This window comes from Streptomyces synnematoformans (assembly GCF_039531005.1).
Taxonomy (GTDB): domain Bacteria; phylum Actinomycetota; class Actinomycetes; order Streptomycetales; family Streptomycetaceae; genus Streptomyces; species Streptomyces synnematoformans.
The window spans coordinates 8008-29910 of record NZ_BAAAPF010000048.1; the positions used below are offsets into that span (position 1 = coordinate 8008).

Here is a 21903-nt window from a genome sequence, read left to right on the forward strand (position 1 = left end):
GCGGGGTGTCGTCGTCGCCGCGGCCACCGCCGTAGCCGCCCGTGGCCGCCGTGACTGCTGTGACTGTGGTGACTCTCGTGGCAAATGGTGCACCACGCGGCGTGCGGCCCCGGCGATTCGTCGTACCGGCGGGCCGCCGGTGTATGTTCCGGGTGTCTCAGTCTCGAAGGGATGATCCGGTGAACAAGACGCTTGCCGCCGCCCTGGCCGGTGCCGCCGTCACGCTGCTCGTGGCGACCGGCTGCAGCGAGGACAACGACGCCGAGGTCCGGGAGTGGGCGGGCTCGCTCTGCGACCGCATCCAGCCCGAGCTGAAGAAGCGGGATCAGGCCAACCTCGCGATCAGCGAGGCGACGAGCGAGAAGGACCCGCGGAAGGTGCAGGAGGCGGACGCCAGGGCGTTCGGCGAGATCTCCGAGGCGTACACGGCCATGAGCAAGGCCGTGAACAAGGTGGGTGCGCCGCCCGTCGACGACTCCAAGAACACCCACGGCGGGGCCGTGACCGAGCTGCAGCAGGTGGCGGCGGCGTACGCGGACCTGCAGAAGCAGGTGGAGGACCTGGATGTCAAGGACCAGGCGGCGTTCGCGGAGGGCCTGCGGGAGCTGGCGGGCGAGGCGGAGAAGATCAGCAAGAGCGGCGACGAGGCGCTGAACAAGCTGCAGGCGGGCGAGGTCGGCGAGGCGCTGGCCGAGCAGCAGGGCTGCCAGAAGTCGAAGGCGAAGCCCTCGCAGAAGGCGTAGGGGCCGGCGGCGGGCTGGTCGGCGGGGCCCGTGCCGCGGCAGCACAATGGTGCCCGTGAGCGCGACCGACGACCTTTCCCCCGCCGATCTCCCCCGCCCCGACCGCGCCGCCGAGCTGCGCGCGGCGCTGCTGGCGGCGGACTTCACCGCCGACGGCCTGCTGGACCTCCTGGGCGCCCCCGCGTACGCGGCGCTGGCCCGCAGCGAGACCGTGCCCGCGGAGCGGGCGACCCGGTGGCCGCCGGGCGGGGCGCCGCCCGCCCTCGCCACCCTGACCCGGCTCTTCCTCCTCCAGCACGCCGTTCCGCGCGCGCACGCCGAGGCGGTGCTGCCGCTGGCGTCGTGCCTCGCGGACGGCTGGCTGCGTCAGGACGGCGACGCGGTACGGGCCGTGGTCGACGTCCGGCCGTACGGCGGGCCGGCGGGCCAGGACTGGTGGATCGTCTCCGACCTGGGCTGTGCGGTGGGCGGGGCGTCGGGCGCCCGGCGGGCGGCGGCCGCGGCGGGAACGGCCGACGCGGCCGGTGCGGCCGGCGCGGATCTCGTGCTCGGCGTCGGCGGCGCCTCCACCACGCTCGCCGGGCTCACCGTGCCCCTCGACGGCGGGCGTGTCCTCGACCTGGGCACCGGCTCCGGCATCCAGGCGCTGCACGCCGGCGCCCGCGCCGACTCCGTCACCGCCACCGACGTCAACCCGCGCGCCCTCGCCTGTGCCCGCCTCACCCTCGCCCTCTCCGGCACGCCCGCCGCCGACCTGCGCGCCGGGTCGCTCTACGAGCCGGTGGCCGGCGAGCGGTACGACCTGATCGTCTCCAACCCGCCCTTCGTCATCTCCCCCGGCGCCCGGCTGACGTACCGCGACGGCGGCATGGCCGGCGACGAGCTGTGCCGCACCCTCGTCCGCGGGGCCGCCGACCACCTCGCCGACGGCGGCTACTGCCAGCTCCTCGCCAACTGGCAGCACGTCGAGGACGAGGACTGGCGCGAGCGCGTCGCGGGCTGGGTGCCGCCCGGCTGCGACGCCTGGATCGTGCAGCGGGAGGTGCAGGACGTCACGCAGTACGCGGAGCTGTGGCTGCGCGACGCGGGCGACCACGCCGAGGAGCAGGCTTACGCCGCCCGCTACGACGCGTGGCTCGACGCCTTCGCCGCCACCCGCACCACGGCCGTCGGCTTCGGCTGGATCACCCTGCGCCGCACCGGTGCCGCCGAGCCCGCCGTCACCGTCGAGGACTGGCCGCACCCCGTCGAGCAGCCGCTCGGCGAGGCGGTCGCCGAGCACTTCGCGCGGCAGGACTTCCTGCGCCGTACGGACGACGCGGCGCTGCTGGCGACGACCTTCCGGCTTGCGGACGACGTGGTGCAGGAGCAGGTGGGGCGGCCCGGCGAGGAGGACCCGGAGCACGTGGTGCTGCGCCGGCAGCGGGGGATGCGGCGGGCGACGCGGGCGGACACGGTCGCGGCGGGCTTCGCCGGGCGTGCGACGGCACGCTGCCGGCGGGCGTCATCCTGGACGCCGTCGCGCAGGTGCTGGGGGAGGACCCGGCGGTGCTGCGGGAGCGCACGCCGGGGGTGATCCGGCTGCTGGTGGAGCAGGGCTTCCTGGCGCCCGCCCCGCCGGGCGGGGCGGGCTGAGGGCGCGGGGCGGGTTGAGCCGTACGGAGCGCGTGAGCCGCCGGGCCGCCGGTCTGCCGGCCCGCCCGGCGGTCCGCGCCGCCGGGCGGCTCAGCCCGCCACGTTCCGTACCACCGCCCACGCCACGGCCACGCCCAGCACCGCCGCCGTGCCGCGCCGCCCGAAGGACGGCGTCCAGCGGCGCCCGCGCAGGCCCTCGGAGAGCCAGCGGCCGTAGAGCACCGCCGCGAACGGCAGGCCGAGCGTCAGCATCAGGGCGTTGTCGTGGAAGGCCGCGCCGAGGTCGCCGTGGAGCAGGTCGTACGCCATGCGGGTAGCGCCGCAGGCGGGACAGTCCAGGCCGGTGGCCCAGTTGAACGGGCAGCGGGGCAGCCAGTGCCCCGGGTCGTGGGGGTTCGTGCCGTAGAGGTACGCCGCGCCCGCGGCCCCCGCCGCGGCCAGCGCGACGGGGGCGGCGGCGGGCCGGCGCAGCAGCCGCCGTATGCGCTGCACGCTTCCGCGCCGTCCGGCCTCCGCCGCCGACGGGCGCACGGCCTCCGCCGCCTCCGGTTGCGGGGAAACGGGAGGCGGCGGGTCCGGATGCCCCGTGGGCGTCGGAGGGCCGACGGCGTCAGGAGCGGAGGATGCGGCCCTTGGCATCGGTCTTGTCGTCGCTGACGAGGATCATGATGCCGTCGATCAGTGCCCAGATGCCGAGGCCGCCGCAGGTGAAGAGCTGGCCGAGGGCCATACCGGTGTGTCCGGTGTAGAAGCGGCCGATGCCCAGCGTGCCTATGAAGAGCTGCAGCACGCCGGCGACGATCTTGGACTTGTCCGAGTACGGCCGGCCGTGCGGGTCGTAGCCGTACGGGGCGTTCGGGTCGTAGCCCTGCGCCGCCGCGGCCGGGGCCTGCGGGAGGCCGCCGGGCTGGCCGCCCGGGTAGCCGTAACCCTGCTGCTGGCCCTGCTGCTGCGCGTACGGGTTCTGGTTCGGGTCCTGCTGGCCGTACTGCGGATAGCCGTATCCCGGCTGACCCGGCTGACCCGGCTGACCCGGCTGGCCGGGCTGACCCGGCTGCTGGCCGTAAGGATTCTGATTCGGATCGGACACTGGAACGTCCCCCCGGTCGGATGTCTGAAGTGGTGGGCTCCGAACCGGCCTCGCGGCACGGTCGGACGCCCATACTCCCATCTGTAGTACTAGCCGTTGTCAAGGGGCTGGTGCGATACAGACCGCGGCGACCGGAATGTGCCCTGTGCGGAGCTGGGCGGCTTGTCGGGTTACCGTTCGAGTGGCGCCCCGGGTTTTAGCCGCTTGACACGGGGGCGGGTTGTACCGTCACACTCCGCAGCAACGCCCAGCACAGCGACATACGACCGCACGGCCACCCACAAGAGTGCCCACAAGGCCACCGATATCGACCACCGGCAAGATCGCCGCGAATCCCCCCACCAGATCGCTGCCAGCTTCCGACCGGAGAAGAGAGAGCCGAAGTTGTCCGCCACCAGCAAGACCCGCCGACTCGTCATCGTGGAGTCGCCTGCCAAGGCGAAGACGATCAAGGGCTATCTGGGCCCCGGCTACGAGGTCGAGTCGAGCGTCGGGCACATCCGCGATCTCCCCAACGGCGCCGCCGAGGTGCCGGCCAAATACAAGGGGGAGTCCTGGGCGCGGCTCGGGGTGAACGTCGATCATGACTTCGAGCCGCTGTATGTGGTGAACAGCGACAAGAAGCAACAGGTCAGCAAGTTGAAGAAGCTGCTGGCCGAGTCGGACGAGCTGTATCTGGCGACGGATGAGGACCGCGAGGGCGAGGCCATCGCCTGGCACCTGCTGGAGGTGCTGAAGCCCAAGGTCCCGGTGCACCGGATGGTCTTCCACGAGATCACCAAGGACGCGATCCGCCAGGCCGTCGCCAACCCGCGGCAGCTGAACCAGAAGCTCGTCGACGCCCAGGAGACCCGCCGCATCCTCGACCGGCTGTACGGGTACGAGGTCTCGCCGGTGCTGTGGAAGAAGGTCATGCCCCGGCTGTCCGCCGGCCGGGTCCAGTCCGTCGCCACCCGCCTCGTCGTCGAGCGGGAGCGCGAGCGCATCGCGTTCCGCTCCGCCGAGTACTGGGACCTGGCCGGCGTCTTCTCCCCCAAGCTCTCGGCTTCGCTCGGGCAGGGGGTACCCCCATCGGCCCGCGCGGGCGACGCCACCGACCCCCATTCCTTCGGCGCCAAGCTCTCTGCCGTCGACGGCCGGCGCATCGCCCAGGGCCGCGACTTCGGGCCGGACGGGCAGCTCAAGAGCGGGTCGGCCGACGTGCTGCACCTGAACGAGGAGAACGCCCGGGCGCTGACCGCCGCGCTCGCGGACACGGCCTTCACGGTGCGCAGCGTCGAGTCGAAGCCGTACCGGCGCTCGCCCTCGGCCCCGTTCCGTACGACCACGATGCAGCAGGAGGCGTCGCGCAAGCTGGGGCTCGGCGCCAAGGCCACCATGCAGGTGGCCCAGCGGCTGTACGAGAACGGCTTCATCACCTATATGCGCACCGACTCCACGACGCTGTCGGACACCGCGGTCGCCGCCGCGCGGTCACAGGTCACGCAGCTGTACGGGCGCGACTATCTGCCGGACCGGCCGCGCAACTACGCGGGCAAGGTCAAGAACGCGCAGGAGGCGCACGAGGCGATCCGCCCCTCCGGCGACAGCTTCCGCACCCCGGCGGAAACGGGGTTGTCCGGCACCGAGTTCCGGCTGTACGAGCTGATCTGGATGCGTACGGTCGCGTCCCAGATGAAGGACGCCACCGGCCAGTCCGTGACGGTGAAGCTGGGCGGCACGGCGGCCGACGGCCGGGACGCCGAGTTCTCGGCGTCGGGCCGGGTCATCACCTTCCACGGCTTCATGAAGGCGTACGTCGAGGGCTCCGACGACCCCTCCGCCGACCTCGACAACCGCGACCGGCCGCTGCCGCAGCTCGCCGAGGGCGACCGGCTGACCGCCGAGGAGATCACGGCGGACGGGCACGCCACCAAGCCGCCCGCCCGCTACACCGAGGCGACGCTGGTCAAGGAGCTGGAGGAGCGGGAGATCGGCCGCCCGTCGACGTACGCCTCGATCATCGGCACGATCCTGGACCGCGGCTATGTCTTCAAGAAGGGCACGGCCCTGGTGCCGTCCTTCCTCTCCTTCGCCGTCGTCGGCCTGATGGAGAAGCATTTCGGCCGCTACATCGACTACGACTTCACCGCCAAGATGGAGGACGACCTCGACCGCATCGCGCGCGGCGAGGCCGAGGCGGTGCCGTGGCTGCGGCGCTTCTACTTCGGTACGGACGACGTGACCGCCCCCGCCGGGGAGCGTGCCGTCGCCGACCATCTGGCGGGGCTGAAGGAGCTGGTCACCGACCTGGGCGCGATCGACGCCCGGGAGGTGTCCACGTTCCCGCTGGGCGAGGGGATCGTCCTGCGGGTCGGGCGCTACGGGCCGTACGTGGAGCGCGGCGAGCGCGACACCGAGGAGCACCGGCGCGCGGACGTGCCGGACGAGCTGCCGCCGGACGAGCTGACCGTCGAGCTGGCCGAGGAGCTGCTCGCCAAGCCCAGCGGGGCGTACGAGCTGGGCACCGACCCGGACAGCGGCCACGAGATCGTCGCCAAGGACGGGCGCTACGGGCCGTACGTCACCGAGGTGCTGCCCGAGGGCACGCCGAAGACCGGCAAGAACGCCGTGAAGCCGCGGACGGCGTCGCTGTTCCGGTCGATGTCCCTGGACACGGTGACGCTGGCGGACGCCCTGAAGCTGCTGTCGCTGCCCCGGGTCGTCGGCACCGACCCGGAGAGCGGCACGGAGATCACCGCGCAGAACGGGCGCTTCGGCCCGTATCTGAAGAAGGGCACGGACTCGCGCTCGCTGCAGAGCGAGGAGCAGCTGTTCACGGTGACGCTGGAGGAGGCGCTCGCGCTCTACGCCCAGCCCAAGCAGCGCGGGCGGGCCGCGGCGAAGCCGCCGCTGAAGGAGCTGGGCGAGGACCCGGCGAGCGGCAAGCCGGTGGTGGTGAAGGACGGGCGCTTCGGGCCGTACGTGACGGACGGCGAGACGAACGCGACGCTGCGGCGCGGGGACGACCCGGAGTCGATCACGGCGGAGCGCGGGTTCGAGCTGCTGGCGGAGAAGCGGGCGAAGGGGCCGGCGAAGAAGGCGGCGAAGAAGGCGCCGGCGAAGAAGGCCCCGGCCAAGAAGGCGGCCGCGAAGAAGACCGCGGCGAAGAAGACGACCGCGAAGACCGCCGCGAAGAAGACCGCCGCGAAGAAGACGACCGCGACGAAGACGGCGGCGGCGAAGAAGGCGACGACGAAGAAGACGGTGTCGGCGAAGACGGACGTGCCGGACGACGGGGCGTAGGGGGGACGGGGCGCCGGCGGGGGTCTGGGGGCGGAGCCCCCGGGGAGGCCGCGGAGTGTCCACAACCGGCCGGTAATCCACAGAACCGGGCAAGTGTTCGTGCGAAGCTCATCGGCCCGGTCCGTCCCGCTAGGCTGGCGACATGCGAGCCGACCAGTTCACGACAGCGCCGGACCCCACCGAGAGCCTTGTCGCGGACTCGCGCGAGCGCGCCGTGCGGGCGCTGCTCCGCGTGCCGTCATTGAGGCGGATGTGGGGTGCCCATCTCACCAGTGCCACCGCGGACGCGCTGGCGCTGCTCGTGCTCGTGCTGCTCGCGCTGCAGGCGGGGCTCGCGGCCGAGTCGTTCGGCGGGGGCTACCGCGGCGCGGCCGTCACGGTCAGCGTGGTCTTCGCGGTCCGGCTGCTGTCGACGGTCGTCTTCGGCGCCGTGCTGCTCGGCCCGCTCGGGTCGCTGCTCTCCGGGTCCGGGGCGCTGGACCGGCGCTGGACGATGGTCGGCGCGGACGTGGTGCGGGCGGGGCTGCTCATCGTCGCCCCGCTGTGGATCGACTGGACGCCGGACTCGGCGCTCACCTGGATCCTCGTCACCGTCTTCGTCGCCGGCGCGGCCGAGCGGGTGTGGACCGTCGCCAAGGACAGCGTCGCCCCCGCGCTGCTGCCCGCGCCGCCGCCCGAGGGCGCGGCGATAAGGCCGCTGCCCGACCACGGCGCTGCGCTGCGCCGGCTGGCGCTGCGCACGGGGTACGCGGCGCTGCCGCTCGGTGCCGCCGCGCTGCTGGTCACCGCGTGGATCGGCCGGCTGCTCGCCTCCGGGTTCGACTGGTTCGACGGGCACCCGGGCGCGGTCGGCTCGTATCTGGCCGCCGGGCTCTTCGCGGCGTCGGTCTCGGTGCTGTTCTTCATGGAGCTGCCGGACGGCGGGGCGCGGGCCCGCTCCCCGCTGGAGGGCCTGCGCCGCCCGCGCGACGCGGACGGCGGCCCGGACCGGGGGCGTACGGGCGCGATCACGCTGTTCGTCGGCGCCTGCGCGGCAGCGGCGGCCGCCGTCGCCGCCGCCGTGGCGCTCACCGTCCTGCAGGCGCAGGAGGCGTACGACATCGACGGCACCATCGCGTACGCGCTGCTGGTGCTCGCCGTCGCCGCCGGGCCGGTGTTCGGGGTGCGGGCCGCGCCGCGGGTGCTGCCCGCGCTGTCGCGGCGCCGGCTGCTGGCGCTGGCCGTCGGTGTCGCCGGGGTCGGCCTGCTGCTCGTCGGCCTGGTGGCCGACGCGGCGACCGGGGTGCTGTGCCTGCTGCTGACCGGGACGGCCGCGGGCGTCGCCGCCGCGACCGGGCACGCGCTGCTGGAGCAGGAGACCGAGGAGGCCCGCAGGCCCCGCCTCGTCGACCACCTGCACGCCGTCTCCCGCGTGGCCGTCGCGCTCGCGCTCGTCGGCGCGCCGCTGCTCGCCGCCGCCATCGGGCGGCACCGCCTGGAGGCGGGCGACCTGGTCTTCGCGCACGGCGGCGCCGCGTTCACGTACATGCTGGTCGGCGCGCTGCTGCTGCCGGTGGCGGTGCTGGTGCTGGTGCGCACCGACGACCGGCAGGGCGTGCCGCTCCGGGCCGACCTGCGGCAGGCGCTGCGCGGCGCGGACCCGGCGGAGGGGCTGTCGCCGACCGGGTTCTTCATCGCCGTCGAGGGCGGCGACGGCGCCGGGAAGTCCACGCAGGTCGAGGCGCTGGCGCAGTGGATCAGGGACAAGGGGCACGAGGTCGTCGTCACCCGCGAGCCCGGCGCCACCTCCATCGGGCAGCGGCTGCGCTCCATCCTGCTCGACGTCTCCACCGCCGGGATCTCGCACCGCGCGGAGGCCCTGCTGTACGCCGCGGATCGCGCCGAGCACGTGGACGGCCTCGTCACGCCCGCGCTGGAGCGCGGCGCGGTCGTCATCACCGACCGGTACATCGACTCCTCCGTCGCGTACCAGGGCGGCGGGCGCGAGCTGTCGCCCACCGAGGTGGCGCGCATCAACCGCTGGGCCACCGGCGGGCTCGTGCCGCACCTGACGGTGCTGCTCGACATCGCACCGGAGACGGCGCGGGAGCGGTTCACCGAGGCCCCGGACCGGCTGGAGTCGGAGCCGCCGGAGTTCCACGAGCGGGTCCGCGCCGGGTTCCTGGCGCTGGCCGCCGCGGACCCGGGGCGCTACCTGGTGGTGGACGCGGCCCAGGACGCCGGCGTCGTCACCGCCGCCGTGCGGCACCGGCTGGACCAGATCCTGCCGCTGTCCGAGCAGGAGGTGCGCGCGCAGGAGGAGGCCCGCCGCAAGGCGGAGGAGGAGCGCAAGCGCCGGGAGGCCGAGGAGGCCGCGCGCAGGGCCGAGGAGGAGCGGCAGGAGCGGGAGCGCCAGGAGCAGCTGGAGCGGCTGCGCCGCGAGGAGGAGGAGCGTAAGCGGCGCGAGATCGAGGAGGCCAGGCGGCGGGAGGCCGAGCGCGAGGCCGAGCTTGCCCGGCAGCGTGCCGAGGAGGCCCGCCGGCAGGCGGAGGAGGAGCGCAGGCGCCGGGAGGCGGAAGAGGCCGCCCGCCGCGCCGAGGAGGAGCGGGTCCGCCGGCAGGCCGAGGAGGAGGCGCGGCTGCGCCGGGAGGCCGAGGAGCGCCGCAAGGAGAAGCAGCGCAAGGCCGAGGAGGCGCTGCTGCGCGCGGAGCAGGAGCGGCTCGGGGCGGAGGCGGAGGCGGCGGCGGCGGAGCGCGCCGCGGAGCTGGCGGACCGGCCCGGCGGCACGGGGTCCGACACGCCGAACGACACCACGCAGCCGCTGCCCGCCGCCGGCTCCGGCGACCCGGACATGCAGGAGACGTCCCAACTGCCGCCCGTCCGCGAGGACGGTAGTTCGGACGCGGCGGAGACCCGGGCGCTGCCGCAGGTGCCGGACCCGGACGCGGAGGAGACGCTCCAGGTGCCCCAGGTCCCGGCCCCGGAGGAACACGACCGCCGCCCCCGCCCGGAGTGGGCGGAGGAGACCCCGCTGGACGACCTGCCGACGCTGGCCGACGAACTGCTGGGCCCCCGCGGCCAGGAGGACCGCGACGACCGCTGAAGCCTTGCGGGCAGCCCCGCGGGCGTACGCGGCGCTCGCGCCGCGACGCCGCGGGTTGGTGCGCCGCGACGCCGCGGGTTGGTGCGGCTGGCGCCGCGGGCGATTACGTCCTGCCTGGGGGGCGGGTGGCTTCGCCGTCGTGCTCGGCGTGGGGCGCGTCTGGAGTGGATGCGGGTCGTCCTGCACGGCGGCGCGGGGCGCGGCCCCGCGGGCTGGTGCCGCGGTGGCTGCGGCCGGCGTGCGGTCTGCCGGCCAGGCTCGCGTCCGCGGCGTACGTGCCGCTACGACGGAGTCTCGCCGGCGCCAGACGTGCCGTGACGACGCGGCCGCGACGACGGCGTGACGCGCGCCGACGGCGTATGCGCCACCGCGGCGTACGCGCCTCCGCGTTCGTGCCCCGCGACGGCGCGCCCTCCCGCCACCGCGCTCACGGTGCCGGGCGGCCCGTCCGCGACGTCCGCCCCGTCCGTGGGCGCCTGCCCGCCCCGTCCGCGCCCCGCCCGCAGGGCGCCCCGGATCACCGGATGAACTGCTCCACGTACCCCTCGCCCAGGCCGGAGGCCGCATAGTGCGCGCGGGCCATGTCGATCTTCGTGAACACGTCCTCGTAGCCCGTGTTCCGGTTCTCCTCGTCGAGGTAGACCATCGCCCCGCTGATGTTGAAGAACGTCACCATCTCCGCGCAGTCCTCCGGCACCGCCAGCGTGTGGATCTCGCCCGGCGGCTCGTAGACGAAGTGGCCCTCCTCGGCCACCCACGGGTGCTCGTAGTAGTGCCACCTGCCCTTGATGACGTACCCGAAGACCGCGCCCGGGTGCCGGTGCCGGGAGACGACCCCGGCGGCGGTGACCTTCAACAGGTTGCACCACTGTCCCGTCACGGTGTTGAAGAGCAGCGGCCGGAACCACACATGGGGCGCCTGCGGCACCCATACGCGGTCGTCCTCCGGGACGGCGGCGACGGCGAGTTCGGGCGGCAGCGACGTGGTCGCCGCGACGACGGCGGGGGCTACTTCGTTGGCCATCCTCCAACGAAGCCACTCTGTCCGAATGCTGGTCAAGGGCCGACTTTCGAATAGCGGCATTCGCATGGCGGATACAACTGTCACGAGCATTACACCCTGCACGACTGTTGCCCCCGGGTAGTCCGCAACTTAGCCTGAGGACGGCTGTTGATCACTGGTGTTTGGGCGGGAAGACGCGCTGCTCGGTGCGGGGTGAGGGCAAGATGTTGAACCCGGATGTCAGGCTGGAATGGTTTGTCTCGTTCCTCGCGGTCATCGAAACGGGGAGCTTCGTCGCCGCCGCCGAGTCCACCAAGCGGTCGCAGCCCCGCGTCAGCATGCACGTCGCCGCGCTGGAGCGCGAGATCGGCCTGCCCCTCTTCGACCGCCGGAAGCGGCCCGTGGAGCTGACCGAGGCCGGCGTCGTCCTCGCCGACCACGCCCACGAGATCCTGCGTGCCCTGGAGTCCGCCGAGGCCGCGATGGCCCCGTGGCGCAGCGGCGCCCGCGGGGTGGTGACGCTCGGGTCGTATCCGAGCGCCAGCGCCGCGTTCGTGCCCGCCCTGCTGCAGGACCTGGCGCGGATGAGCCCCGAGGTGCGGGTGGTGCTGGTGGAGCGGTCGACGCTGGAGCTGGACGACGCGCTGACCTCCGGCGCCGTGGACGTCTACCTGCGCCCGATGTCGCCGCCGCCGTCCTCGGCGTCCGTGCGCAGCCGGCTGCTGTGGGGCGAGTCGCTGGTGGCGATCCACCCCAGCGGGCACCCGCTGTCCGACGTGCCCGACCCGCTGCCCGTCGACGCCGTCGCCGAGCATCCGATCGTCTCGATCGGCCGGCTCGACGCCCCGGAGACCGCGGACTTCGAGACGTACCGGACCTTCCGCGACTGCGGGCACGAGATCGAGCCCGTGCAGGCCACCAACCAGCCGCAGACGCTGGTGTCGATGGTCCGCCAGGGCATCGGAGTCGGCGTGACCAACTCGCTGGCCGCGCAGGTCGCGGAGGTCGACGGCGTCCGCGTACGGCGGCTGAAGGGGGCGCCGGAGCGGCGCGTGGCGGTCTGCTGGGACTCCTCGCGGCCGCTGACGCCGTCGGCCCGTACGCTGCTCCGCGCGATCGTCCGGGCCCGGATCCCCGCCGGCACCCACGCGGTGTCCACCGCGGTGTGAGCGGGCGTGCGTACGTGCGTACGTGCGCGTCCGGTGCGGCCCGGCACATCAGCTTTGCGAATACTGTCATTCGCAATTCAGTCTTAACGCCCCGGCAGTCCGCTTCTAATGTTTCCGTAGCCGGAACCAGGCACGGCTGGACCGAATGAAGGGAGAGGGGCGTTGACGGAGGAGTCTGATTCCCGGACCGGGGATCTGCGCGGCCGTCGTGCGCTCATTACGGGAGCGGGCAGCGGAATCGGGCGCGCGGTTGCGCTCGGACTCGCCGCCGTCGGCGCCGACTTGGTATTGCTGTCGGAGCGCGACAATCTCGGTCCGGTGGCCAAAGAGGCCGCCGAACGGGGGGTTTCCGTCACTCGCGTGCACGTCGACCTGACCGATGCAGGCGCCCGCAGAGGTGAGATACGTCGCCTCGTCGAGAGATTCGACCTGGACATTCTGGTCAACAATTCGGGGCTCATTCGCCGGGCTCCGGCAGCGGAATTCCAGGACGCCGACTGGTATGACGTCGTGGAGTTGAACCTGCACGCCGCATTCGAGCTGACCCGGGCCATCGGCGCGGGCATGCTGGAGCGTGGCCACGGCAAGATCATCAACATCGCGTCGGTGCTCAGCTTCCAGGGCGGGATGTACGTCCCGTCGTACACGTCCAGCAAGCACGCCCTGGTCGGGCTGACCCGCGCGCTGGCCAACGAGTGGGCCGGCCGCGGCGTCAACGTCAACGCCGTGGCGCCCGGCTACATCGACACCGCCGTGACCTCGGAGCTGCGCGCCGACGGCATCCGCAGCAGCGAGATCCTCGCCCGTATCCCGGCCGGCCGGTGGGGCCGTCCCGCCGATGTCGCCGGACCCGTGGTGTTCCTCGCGTCCCCCGCCGCCGACTACGTCCACGGCCACGTGCTCGCCGTGGACGGCGGCTGGCTGTCGCGCTGACCACCCGCCCGCGGCACACCACGCACGTACCAGATCGGAGCCAACACGAGATGACGACGACCATCCCGCCGGAGACCATCGCGGCCTTCCGCGGCATCGCCACCGCCTCGGTGGCCGACGCCGTGGAGCAGAAGGGCGTACGGGGCTACCTCACCGGCGGCATCAGAGCGGTGCTGCCGGGCAAGCTGGTGGGCCCCGCGGTGACGGTGCAGGAGGTGCCCTCCCACGTGTCGGAGCCGCCGACGCACGCGCTGCGCGCGATCGACGAGTCGGCGCCGGGCAGCGTCATCTGCATCGCCGCGGGCGGCGCCGACGTCGCGGTGTGGGGCGGGCTGATGGCCGCCGGCGCCGTCGCCAACCGGATCGCCGGCGCCGTCCTCGACGCGGGCGTACGGGATGTCGAGGAGATCCGCCGCGACTACCCCGAACTCCCCGTCTACGCCCGCGGTGCGGTGCCGGCCACCACCGTCGGCCGCTACCGGACCGTCTCGCTCAACGAGCCGGTCGAGGTCGGCGACGTGTCCGTACGCCCCGGCGACCTGATCGTCGCCGACAGCGACGGCGTTGTCTGTGTGCCGCTGGAACTGGTCGCCGAGGTGCTGGCGCTGGCCACGGACATCGAGGAGCGCGAGCGGGAGCAGACCCGGCTGATCCGCGAGTCCGGGTCGCTGCAGGGCGGGCTGGAGAAGTACCAGCGAATCTGACGGCGATTCCCGGGGGAGGACGACAGGGACGACAGGGACGGCATAGACGGCATGGACGACATCGACAACGACATCCTCGCGATCGGCGAGCCGCTGCTGGAGTTCAACGCCCGCGCCGAGGGCCGGGAGCCGGTCGGGCCGGACGGGCTGGACGACGGTTACGCCGTCGGCTACGGCGGCGACTCGTCGAACTTCGCGGTGGCCGCGCGGCGCTCCGGCGCCCGCACCGGCTACGTCACCCGCATCGGCGACGACGACTTCGGCGACGCCCTGCTGCGGCTGTGGCGGCGCGAGGGCGTCGGCACCGAGCACGTCGTCCGTGAGGCCGGCGGGCGCACCGGGATCTACTTCATCGCCCGCACGCCCGCGGCCAGCAGGTTCACGTACTACCGCGCGGACTCGCCGGCCAGCCGGCTCGCCCCGGCCGACGTGCCGGCCGCGGCGGTCGCGCGGGCGCGGATGCTGCACGTCACCGGGATCACCCAGGCGATCAGCCCGTCCGCCTGCGACGCGGCCTTCCACGCCATGGAACTGGCCCGCGGCAGCGGCACGCTGATCAGCTACGACCCCAACTACCGCCCCGCGCTCTGGCCCGTCGAACGGGCCCGCGCGGTGGTCATGCACAGCGTCGAGCTGTCCGATGTGGCCCTGCCGAACCTGGAGGAGGGCAGGCTGCTCACCGGCCTGCACGAACCCGGGGAGGTCCTCGACGCCTTCGTGCGCCGCGGGCCCGGCATCGTCGTGCTCAAGATGGGCGACCAGGGCGCCCTGCTGGCCCACGAGGGCACCGTGACCCGCATTCCGCCGCACCCGGTGCGGGCCGTCGACCCCTCCGGGGCCGGCGACACCTTCGACGGCGCGTTCGCGGCCCGGCTCCTGGAGGGAGCCGGGCCGCCGGCGGCGGCCCGCTACGCGGCCGTCGCCGCCGCGCTCACCACGACCGGACCGGGAGCGGTCCTGCCGATTCCGCACTCGACCGCGGTGGACGCGCTGCTCCCCGGCGCTCCCACACCAGCCCCGTAGCCGTACGGATCAGGAGAGACGCATGTTTCGCGCAACACGTCACACAGCCGTGGCGGCGGCCTGTTCGGGAGCCCTGCTGCTCGCCGCCTGCGGCGGCGACTCGACCGTGGACGACGCCGTCGACGGTGCCGGCGGCGGTCCCGAGCCGACCAGGCTCTCCGCCGGGTACGTCTCCGCCATCGACCAGATCGGCCTGCCGGCCGGCGTCGAGGCGGGGTACTTCGACGAGCAGAACCTCAACGTGACGCTCAAGGAGCCCTATCCCACCGGCGTGGACGCGCTCAACGCGCTGCAGGCCGGCGAGGTCGACGTCGTGCAGGTCGGCACCCCGGCCATCGCCGCCGCCCAGAAGGGCATCGACCTCGTGCTCGTCGGCAACTACACCGGCTCGTCCTCGCAGCGCAGCATCGACGAGACGATGGCCGTGGTCACCGGCGGCGACTCCGGCGTCGACGGCGAGGACCTGACGTCGCTGCGCGGCAAGCGCATCGGCGTCTCCGAGGGCTCCATCAACCACCTGTACCTGCTGGGCCTGCTGGAGGAGGCCGGGCTGAAGGCCGGCGACGTCGAGATCGTCAACACCGCGCCGCCGGACATGGCGGTCGCGCTGGAGACCGGCGGCATCGACGCCGGCATCGTCTGGGACCCGTGGCCGATCACCATGACCGAGCAGGTCGACGGCGCGAAGGAGGTGCTGCGGGGCGGCGGCTACATCCCGTTCGTCGGCTACTCCGTCACCACGCGCGCGTACGCCGAGAAGAACCCCGACGTCGTCGAGCGCTACCTCACCGCCCGCGCGCAGACCGACCAGTGGATGCGCGAGAACCCCGACGACGCCGCCGACTCGGCGACGCGCTGGCTGCCGGGCACCGAGCAGAACGTCGCGCAGGAGGCCATGGAGCACAACATCAAGCAGCTCGACCCGCGCTTCTCCGCCTGCAACTACCTGGCGCTCGACACCCTCGCCGGCCTGCTGGCCGAGCAGGGCAACGTCGAGGAGGGCTTCGACGTCAACCAGTACTTCCAGCCCAAGCCGATCCTCAAGGTGATGCAGGACAACCCCGACCTCTTCGCCGACCTGCCGCCCGTCCCGGACGCCGCGGCGATCGACGGCGGGTACGTCTTCGAGCGCGACGCGGCCGCCGAGGCATGTCCGTCGTGACCACGCCTCCTACTGAGAAGCAGGCCACGGCCACGGCCGCCCCCGCCAAGGGGCGGCCGTGGCCGGGCGGGCGACCGCCGGGACGGCAGCGCCCCCGCCGGCGCGGCGGGGCCAACACCCCGGCCGCCCGCGCGGTCTCCGCCCTGTGGTTCCTCACCCCGCTCGCGCTGCTCGTCGTGGTGTGGCTGGTGGTCGTCGCGGTCGTGGACCCCCCGCTACGGGTCTTCCCCCAGGTCGGCGACGTGCTCGCGGCGCTGGGCGACATGTGGTCCAGCGGCGACCTCTTCGACCACCTCGGCGCGAGCCTGCGCCGCATGGCCATCGGCGCCGTGATCGCCATCGCCACCGCCCTGCCCTTCGGCATCGCGCTCGGCTCCAGCGCCGCGCTGTCCGCGTTCTTCTCCCCGCTGCTGCGGTTCTCCGTGGCGCTCGCGGGCATCGCCTGGATACCCGTCGCCACCCTGTGGTTCGGGTACGGCGACCGGGCCGTGATCTTCATCGTGTGGAACGCGATGTTCTTCGCGATCACGTACAACGCGATGCTCGGCGTCCGGCAGATACCGATCCAGCTGCTGCGCGCCGCGCGCAGCATGGGCACGACGCGGCTGCGGATGTTCTGGGAGGTGCTGCTGCCCGGCGCGCTGCCCAGCGTCGTCACCGGGCTGCGAGTCGGCCTCGGTTACGGCTGGCGGGGGCTGGTCGCCGCCGAGATCATCGCGAGCAACGCCGGCCTCGGCTACGCCCTGTTCCAGGCGCAGAAGTACTTCCAGACCGACGTGATCATCGCCTCGATGGTCATCATCGGCGTGCTCTGGCTGCTGATGGACCGGCTGATGCTGGCCCCGCTGGAGAAGCGCACGGTGGAGCGCTGGGGCATGACGAAGGCGGGGAGCTGATGTCCTCCAACACGGCTGACACGGCTGACACGGCTGACACGGTGAAGTCCGCCCGGGGCGGGCCCGCGGGGCGTACGCCCCGCAGGAGCGGCGCCCGCCCCGGCGTGGTACGCGCCCGGAAGGTCTGGCTCTGGCTTACCCGCCGCCCCTCGTTCCGCACCCTCGGCCCGTTCGTGCCGGTCGTCGCGCTGTGGTGGCTGGTGGCGGAGATGGGCGTCTTCGACGAGGCGTTCTTCGTCGGCCCGCCGCGGGTGGTCGAGGAGTTCGGCGAGCTGATGGAGAAGGGCATCCTGCCCGGCTACCTCACGGACTCGCTGACCAGGCTGGCGTACGGCGTCGGCTTCGGCCTGGCCATCGGCCTGCCGATGGGCTTCGTGATCGCGATGTTCGCGAAGGTGCGCCGGTTCTTCTGGCCGATCCTGCTGTTCTTCCAGGCGGTGGCCGACATCGCCTGGCTGCCGATCGTGATCGTGTGGTTCGGCTTCAGCCTCACCGCGGTCACCTTCGTGATCGTCTACACGATCGTCTTCCCGCTGATGCTGAGCGTCGTCGCGGGCGTGGAACAGGTGCCGCGCGAACTGCTGCGCGCGGCGCGCAGCCTCGGCGCAAGCCGGCTGCGGGTGTTCTTCGAGGTCATCCTCCCGGGCGCGCTGCCGTCCGTGGCGGGCGGCGTCCGCACCGGTCTCGGCTACGGCTGGCGGGCCCTGGTCGCCGCCGAGATCATCGTCGGCACCAGCGGCGTCGGCTTCATGATGTTCGACGCCCGCCGGGTGGGCGACATCAGCCAGGTGTTCCTGGGCATGGCAGTGCTGGGAATCCTGTGGTACGCGCTCGACGCCATGGTCCTGGCGCCGTTCGAGCGAGCCACCGTCGAACGGTGGGGCATGGTACGGAGTTTGGAGGCCGACGGATGACGGCGCTGGAGATCACCGGACTGCACAAGAACTACGTCGACTCGTACAGCGGCGAGGAGGTCACCGCCATCGGCGACGTCTCGTTCAGCGTCGACGAGGGCGAGTTCGTCTCCGTGCTCGGCCCGAGCGGCTGCGGCAAGACGACGGTGCTGAACATCGTCGCGGGGTTCGTGAACCTCACGGAGGGATCGGTCGTCGTGGACGGCCGGGAGGTCGGCGGGCCCGGCCCGGACCGCGGGGTGGTGTTCCAGAGCCACGCGCTCTTCCCGTGGAAGACGGTGCTCGGCAACGTGGTCTTCGGGCTGCGGATGAAGGGCGTGCCGCGCGCCGAACGGGACGCGAAGGGCAAGGAGTTCCTGGAGCTGGTCGGGCTCGGCGGCTTCGAGCACAAGTACCCGCACGAGCTGTCCGGCGGCATGCAGCAGCGCCTCGGCGTCGCGCGCGTGCTGGCCAACGAGCCGGCCGTGATGCTGATGGACGAGCCGTTCGCCAGCATCGACGCGCAGACGCGGCGCAAGCTGCAGGAGGACCTGACCCGCATCTTCGAGAAGCGGCACCCGACGGTCTTCTTCGTCACCCACGACGTCGACGAGGCGGTGTTCCTCTCCGACCGGATCGTGGTGCTGTCCCAGCGGCCCAGCCGGGTGCGGGAGATCGTCACGGTCGACCTGCCGCGGCCGCGGGAGTGGCGTACGGCGGTGGAGCTGCCGGAGTTCCGGGCGATCGCGAACCGGGTCAACGAGCTGCTCGTGGACGACGAGGCCGCGCAGGACGGCGGTACCGACGACGGTTCTGGAGGTGGGAACGATGGCGACGGAGCGGCAGTCGCTGGCGTTTAGGACGCTGCGCAGCCCCACGGTCCGCCGGCTGCTCATCCTGGTCCTGCTCATCGTCGCGTACCAGGTGTGGCTGACCGTCCAGGCGGGCGGCAAGGTCGACCCGGCGGTGGGCGACGAGCGCGACATGCGCGGGCGCTTCTCCGCCGACGTCGAGCTGGGCTTCAAGCCGGAGCGGTACCACATCCTGAAGATGCAGAAGCACGGCCGCATCGCCGGCACGGACGGCAACGTCGTGCACCTGCGCGGCGTGGCGCCCGCCGGGGTGGACGCGCTGGCGCGGGAGTACTGGATCGAGCGCATCCTGCCGCCGGAGGACGAGAGGTAGGCGGCACGCGCCGAAAGGCCGGAGCCCGTACGCACCCTCCTGGTCGGGTGCGTACGGGCTCCCTTGTGCCGGCCGTCCGCCGCGCTCAGCTCCAGGTGCGGTCCCAGGCCGGGCTGTCGTTCCACTCCTTGGTCGGCGCGAACAGCTTCTCGCCCTTCGCGAGGTGCTCGGCCATCACCTTCTCGTCCAGCTCCACGCCGAGGCCCGGCGCGTCGGTCACGTGGTAGAAGCCGTCCTTCAGCAGCGGCTCGCCGCCCGCCATCAGGTCGTTCCAGAACTTCACGTCGCTGGCGTGGTACTCCAGGCAGACGAAGTTCTCGGTGGCGGCGGCGATGTGCGCGCTGGCCATCGCGCCGATCGGCGAGCCCGCGTAGTGCAGCGGCATCGCCATGCCCTTCTCGCGCGCGTAGTCGCCGATGCGCTTGGTCTCCAGGATGCCGCCGGCGGTCGCCGGGTCCGGCTGGACCAGGTCGACGGCGCCCTCGTCGACGAGCTTACGGAACGACTCCAGCCCGTACATGTCCTCGCCGGTCATCGTGGGCACGTTGACCGCCTTCGTGATCTCCCTCCAGTCGTCGGTGCGGAACCACGGCACCAGGTCCTCCAGCCAGGCGAGGTTGTAGCGCTCGAAGCGGTTCGCCAGCCGGATCGCGGTGTTGACGTCGAAGTGGCCGAAGTGGTCCATGCCCAGCGGGATGTCGTACCCGACGGCGTCGCGCACCGCCTCCACGTACTCCGCCATGGCGTCCAGGCCCTTGTCGGTGATCTGCACCATCGTGAGCCCGTGCTCGGTCATGCCGTAGCCGCCGGGCGCGCCGTCGTACTGCTGCAGATTGCCGTTCCACAGGCTCTTGCCGACGACCGCGCCCTCGACGTCCTGCACGATTTCCAGACCGAGGTCCATCTTGAGGAACGTGAACCCCATCTCCACGCGTTCCTTCATGCGCTCCGCGTACTCGCCCGGGTCCGAGGACTCGGTGGTGTCGGTGTAGAGGCGTATCTTTCTGCGGTACGCGCCGCCGAGCATCTGGAACACCGGCACGCCGTACGCCTTGCCCGCGAGGTCCCACAGCGCCATCTCGACACCCGAGACGCCGCCGCCGCGGCGGCCGTGGTTGCCGAACTGCTTGAGGCGTTTGAAGAGCATCTCGACGTTGCACGGATTCTCGCCGAGCAGTCTGCTCTTCAGCTCCAGCGCGTAGCGTTTGTCGGCGTCGTCGCGTACCTCACCCCAGCCGGAGATGCCCTGGTTGGTGTCGATGCGGACGATGGGGCTGGTGAACGGCACGCCGTCCAGCACCGCCACCCGCATGTCCGTGATCTTCAGCTTGCTCGGCTTCGAGGCCCTGCTGACTTTCTGGGTGAGGAACTCGACCTGTTCCTCGGCCGGTCGGAATGCGAGTGCGCCGAGCCCGAGACCGCCTGCGGCGGTGGCCGCCCCGAGTCCCAGTACGTGACGCCTGGAACGCTTGGCGGGGCTGTTCTCGGATTCCTGCATCTGTGGGTCCTCCATAAGGATTCCGGAATTTCTGCGGGATCACCCTAGAGGCGGGTGTGCGGGGGTGGGAGCGGTCCCGCAGCGTAGGTTCCGTATGCATTCATCAGGAAAGCGAATGGGTGCAGGAAAGACCCCTGGATTCGCTTCGCGAATGGGTGTATCCGCAAGTCGCCCTTAACGGCGGGGCAGCCGCCTACGTACGCTGCGCGCACCCCCTGACTTCGGCGCACCACACCCGACGTACCAGCTGTACGTGCCGCGTACGACACCGCGGCAGAGCACGGAAAGCGAAGGTGACGTATGGAATCCCCCGCGCACGACGGCAGTTCGCGCCGCTCGTTCCTCAAACGCGGCTCGACGGCGGCCGCGCCCGCCGCGATCGGCGCCTCGGCGGGCGCCGCGGGCACGGCGTTCGCCGCCCCGGGCCCGGGCGGCCCCGGCGGTCCGGGTGGTCCCGGCGCTCCGTTCCCGCAGTTGAACTGGCCCGACGACGTCCGCGAAGGCCCCGACACCCCCAAGCTGTGCCAGTGGATGTCCCGCAACCCCGATGAGGCCACCGTCCGTCGCTGGCGGCAGGCCGGCATCACCGGCGCGCTCGTCACCGATGTGCCCGACGTGCCCTGGGACGCGGACGAGCTGCGCGCGGACCGCGAGCGCGTCGAGGACATGGGCATGCACGTGACCGCGTACCTCATCAGCGCGCCCGACGCGGTGGTGCGCGGCGAGGACGGCCGGGAGAAGGCCATCGAGGACATCAAGACCTCGCTGCGCGCGGCGGGCGAGGCCGGCATAGGCGTCGTCGAATACAACTGGTACGTCCACCGGCTGAAGGAGGGCTACTACGAGGAGATCGACGCCACCGACCGTATCGGCGCCGGCTACACCGCCTTCGACCTCGACCACGAGGTGGACGGCGTCAAGGTCCGCGACCTCCCCCGCCCCGACGGCGTGCCCGCCTTCACCCGCGAGGAGCTCTGGGAGCACTACGAGCACTTCCTGCGCGAGGTCATGCCGGTCGCCGAGGAGTCCGGGGTGCGCATGGCCGTGCACCCCAACGACCCGCCCGCCGCGATCAGCCGCGGCAACCCGCAGATCATGGCCTCGGTCGCGGACTGGCGGCGGATGGTCGAGACCGTCGACAGCCCGTCGAACGGCATGACCGTGCACGCGGGCGTCACGGCGGAGGTCGGCTTCGACTCCGTCGACTTCCTGCGCTGGATGAGCCGCAAGGACCGGGTCAACCACATCCACTACCGCAACGTCCGGGTCGACAAGCCGCGGGTGAAGTACGCGGAGGTCTTCCCCGACACCGGCGAGACCGACATGTTCGGCTTCATGCGCCAGCTCGTCCGCGCCGGCTACCCGCGCGGCATCCTCGCCGAGCACCCGCGCGCCAACGACTTCGACCGCGAGAACGGCTCTGACCAGAGCAACCAGTACGCGGACGTGGGCGGCGGCGGCCACGGCATGGAGCTGTACGACACCGGCTACGCCCGGGCGATGATGCAGGCCGCCCTGATCATGGAACGCGGCCGGTTCGGGCGCGGCGACGACGACGAGCGGTGAGCGCACTGCTCTTCGAGGACGCCGCGCGGGCGGCGC

17 protein-coding genes and 1 pseudogene are annotated in these 21903 nt (G+C 72.6%); 14 read left to right on the forward strand and 4 right to left on the reverse strand.

The features are described 5' to 3' along the window. The first annotated feature begins 179 nt into the window (after positions 1-179). On the forward strand, positions 180-743 hold the full coding sequence (locus tag ABD317_RS11105; protein ID WP_344289614.1) for a small secreted protein: 564 nt from the start codon (positions 180-182) through the stop codon (positions 741-743). A 46-nt stretch (positions 744-789) separates the two neighbouring features. Beyond that, a pseudogene (locus ABD317_RS11110) lies at positions 790-2378 on the forward strand (DUF7059 domain-containing protein). Positions 2379-2468: 90 nt separating this feature from the next. Here ABD317_RS11110 and ABD317_RS11115 read toward each other — a convergent pair. Beyond that, the gene (locus tag ABD317_RS11115) at positions 2469-2861 is read right to left on the reverse strand and encodes a DUF2752 domain-containing protein (RefSeq protein WP_234019921.1); all 393 of its coding nucleotides are present in this window, start codon (positions 2859-2861) and stop codon (positions 2469-2471) included. A gap of 127 nt (positions 2862-2988) precedes the next feature. Further along, positions 2989-3468: a TM2 domain-containing protein gene (locus tag ABD317_RS11120; RefSeq protein ID WP_344289615.1), complete on the reverse strand. Its 480-nt coding sequence runs from the start codon at positions 3466-3468 to the stop codon at positions 2989-2991. Positions 3469-3852: 384 nt separating this feature from the next. Here ABD317_RS11120 and topA point away from each other — a divergent pair, with 384 nt between their 5' ends. Both topA and tmk read left to right on the forward strand, forming a co-directional pair. Beyond that, complete coding sequence (gene topA / locus ABD317_RS11125) at positions 3853-6753, forward strand: type I DNA topoisomerase (protein WP_344289616.1); 2901 nt, start codon at positions 3853-3855, stop codon at positions 6751-6753. 142 nt (positions 6754-6895) lie between these two features. Next, positions 6896-9835, forward strand: a complete 2940-nt coding sequence (tmk, locus tag ABD317_RS11130; protein WP_344289617.1) for a dTMP kinase — start codon at positions 6896-6898, stop codon at positions 9833-9835. Between the two features lie 517 nt (positions 9836-10352). On the opposite strand, the gene ABD317_RS11135 is transcribed toward tmk, so the two are convergent. Beyond that, on the reverse strand, positions 10353-10859 hold the full coding sequence (locus ABD317_RS11135) for a cupin domain-containing protein (protein ID WP_027753042.1): 507 nt from the start codon (positions 10857-10859) through the stop codon (positions 10353-10355). Between the two features lie 203 nt (positions 10860-11062). Between ABD317_RS11135 and ABD317_RS11140 the strand changes: the two genes are divergently transcribed. From ABD317_RS11140 to ABD317_RS11180, 9 genes are all read left to right on the forward strand, one after another. Beyond that, on the forward strand, positions 11063-12007 hold the full coding sequence (locus tag ABD317_RS11140) for a LysR family transcriptional regulator (RefSeq protein WP_344289618.1): 945 nt from the start codon (positions 11063-11065) through the stop codon (positions 12005-12007). A gap of 162 nt (positions 12008-12169) precedes the next feature. Continuing rightward, positions 12170-12940 (forward strand): SDR family oxidoreductase, encoded by a 771-nt coding sequence (locus ABD317_RS11145; RefSeq protein WP_344289619.1) that lies wholly within the window; start codon positions 12170-12172, stop codon positions 12938-12940. 50 nt (positions 12941-12990) lie between these two features. Further along, a complete protein-coding gene (locus ABD317_RS11150; protein ID WP_037781174.1) occupies positions 12991-13644 on the forward strand; it encodes an RraA family protein in 654 nt (217 codons plus the stop codon). Positions 13645-13695: 51 nt separating this feature from the next. Continuing rightward, the gene (locus tag ABD317_RS11155) at positions 13696-14667 is read left to right on the forward strand and encodes a sugar kinase (RefSeq protein ID WP_344289620.1); all 972 of its coding nucleotides are present in this window, start codon (positions 13696-13698) and stop codon (positions 14665-14667) included. Between the two features lie 22 nt (positions 14668-14689). Beyond that, the gene (locus ABD317_RS11160; RefSeq protein ID WP_344289621.1) at positions 14690-15829 is read left to right on the forward strand and encodes an ABC transporter substrate-binding protein; all 1140 of its coding nucleotides are present in this window, start codon (positions 14690-14692) and stop codon (positions 15827-15829) included. Continuing rightward, complete coding sequence (locus ABD317_RS11165; protein WP_344289622.1) at positions 15817-16725, forward strand: ABC transporter permease; 909 nt, start codon at positions 15817-15819, stop codon at positions 16723-16725. The genes ABD317_RS11160 and ABD317_RS11165 overlap by 13 nt, the downstream gene beginning before the upstream one ends. 41 nt (positions 16726-16766) lie before the next feature. Further along, entirely contained in the window at positions 16767-17639 is an 873-nt protein-coding gene (locus tag ABD317_RS11170; RefSeq protein WP_344289623.1) for an ABC transporter permease, read from the forward strand. Continuing rightward, positions 17636-18478 carry an ABC transporter ATP-binding protein gene (locus tag ABD317_RS11175; RefSeq protein ID WP_344289624.1) on the forward strand — a complete coding sequence of 281 codons (843 nt, stop codon included), beginning with the start codon at positions 17636-17638 and terminating at the stop codon, positions 18476-18478. The genes ABD317_RS11170 and ABD317_RS11175 overlap by 4 nt, the downstream gene beginning before the upstream one ends. Then, the gene (locus ABD317_RS11180) at positions 18447-18803 is read left to right on the forward strand and encodes a hypothetical protein (RefSeq protein WP_344289625.1); all 357 of its coding nucleotides are present in this window, start codon (positions 18447-18449) and stop codon (positions 18801-18803) included. Before ABD317_RS11175 ends, ABD317_RS11180 begins: the two co-directional genes overlap by 32 nt. Positions 18804-18888: 85 nt before the next feature. On the opposite strand, the gene ABD317_RS11185 is transcribed toward ABD317_RS11180, so the two are convergent. Further along, positions 18889-20301 carry a mandelate racemase/muconate lactonizing enzyme family protein gene (locus ABD317_RS11185; protein ID WP_344289626.1) on the reverse strand — a complete coding sequence of 471 codons (1413 nt, stop codon included), beginning with the start codon at positions 20299-20301 and terminating at the stop codon, positions 18889-18891. Between the two features lie 300 nt (positions 20302-20601). On the opposite strand from ABD317_RS11185, the gene ABD317_RS11190 reads away from it, so the two are divergent. Continuing rightward, positions 20602-21867 carry a mannonate dehydratase gene (locus ABD317_RS11190; RefSeq protein ID WP_344289627.1) on the forward strand — a complete coding sequence of 422 codons (1266 nt, stop codon included), beginning with the start codon at positions 20602-20604 and terminating at the stop codon, positions 21865-21867. Positions 21868-21903 lie beyond the last annotated feature (36 nt).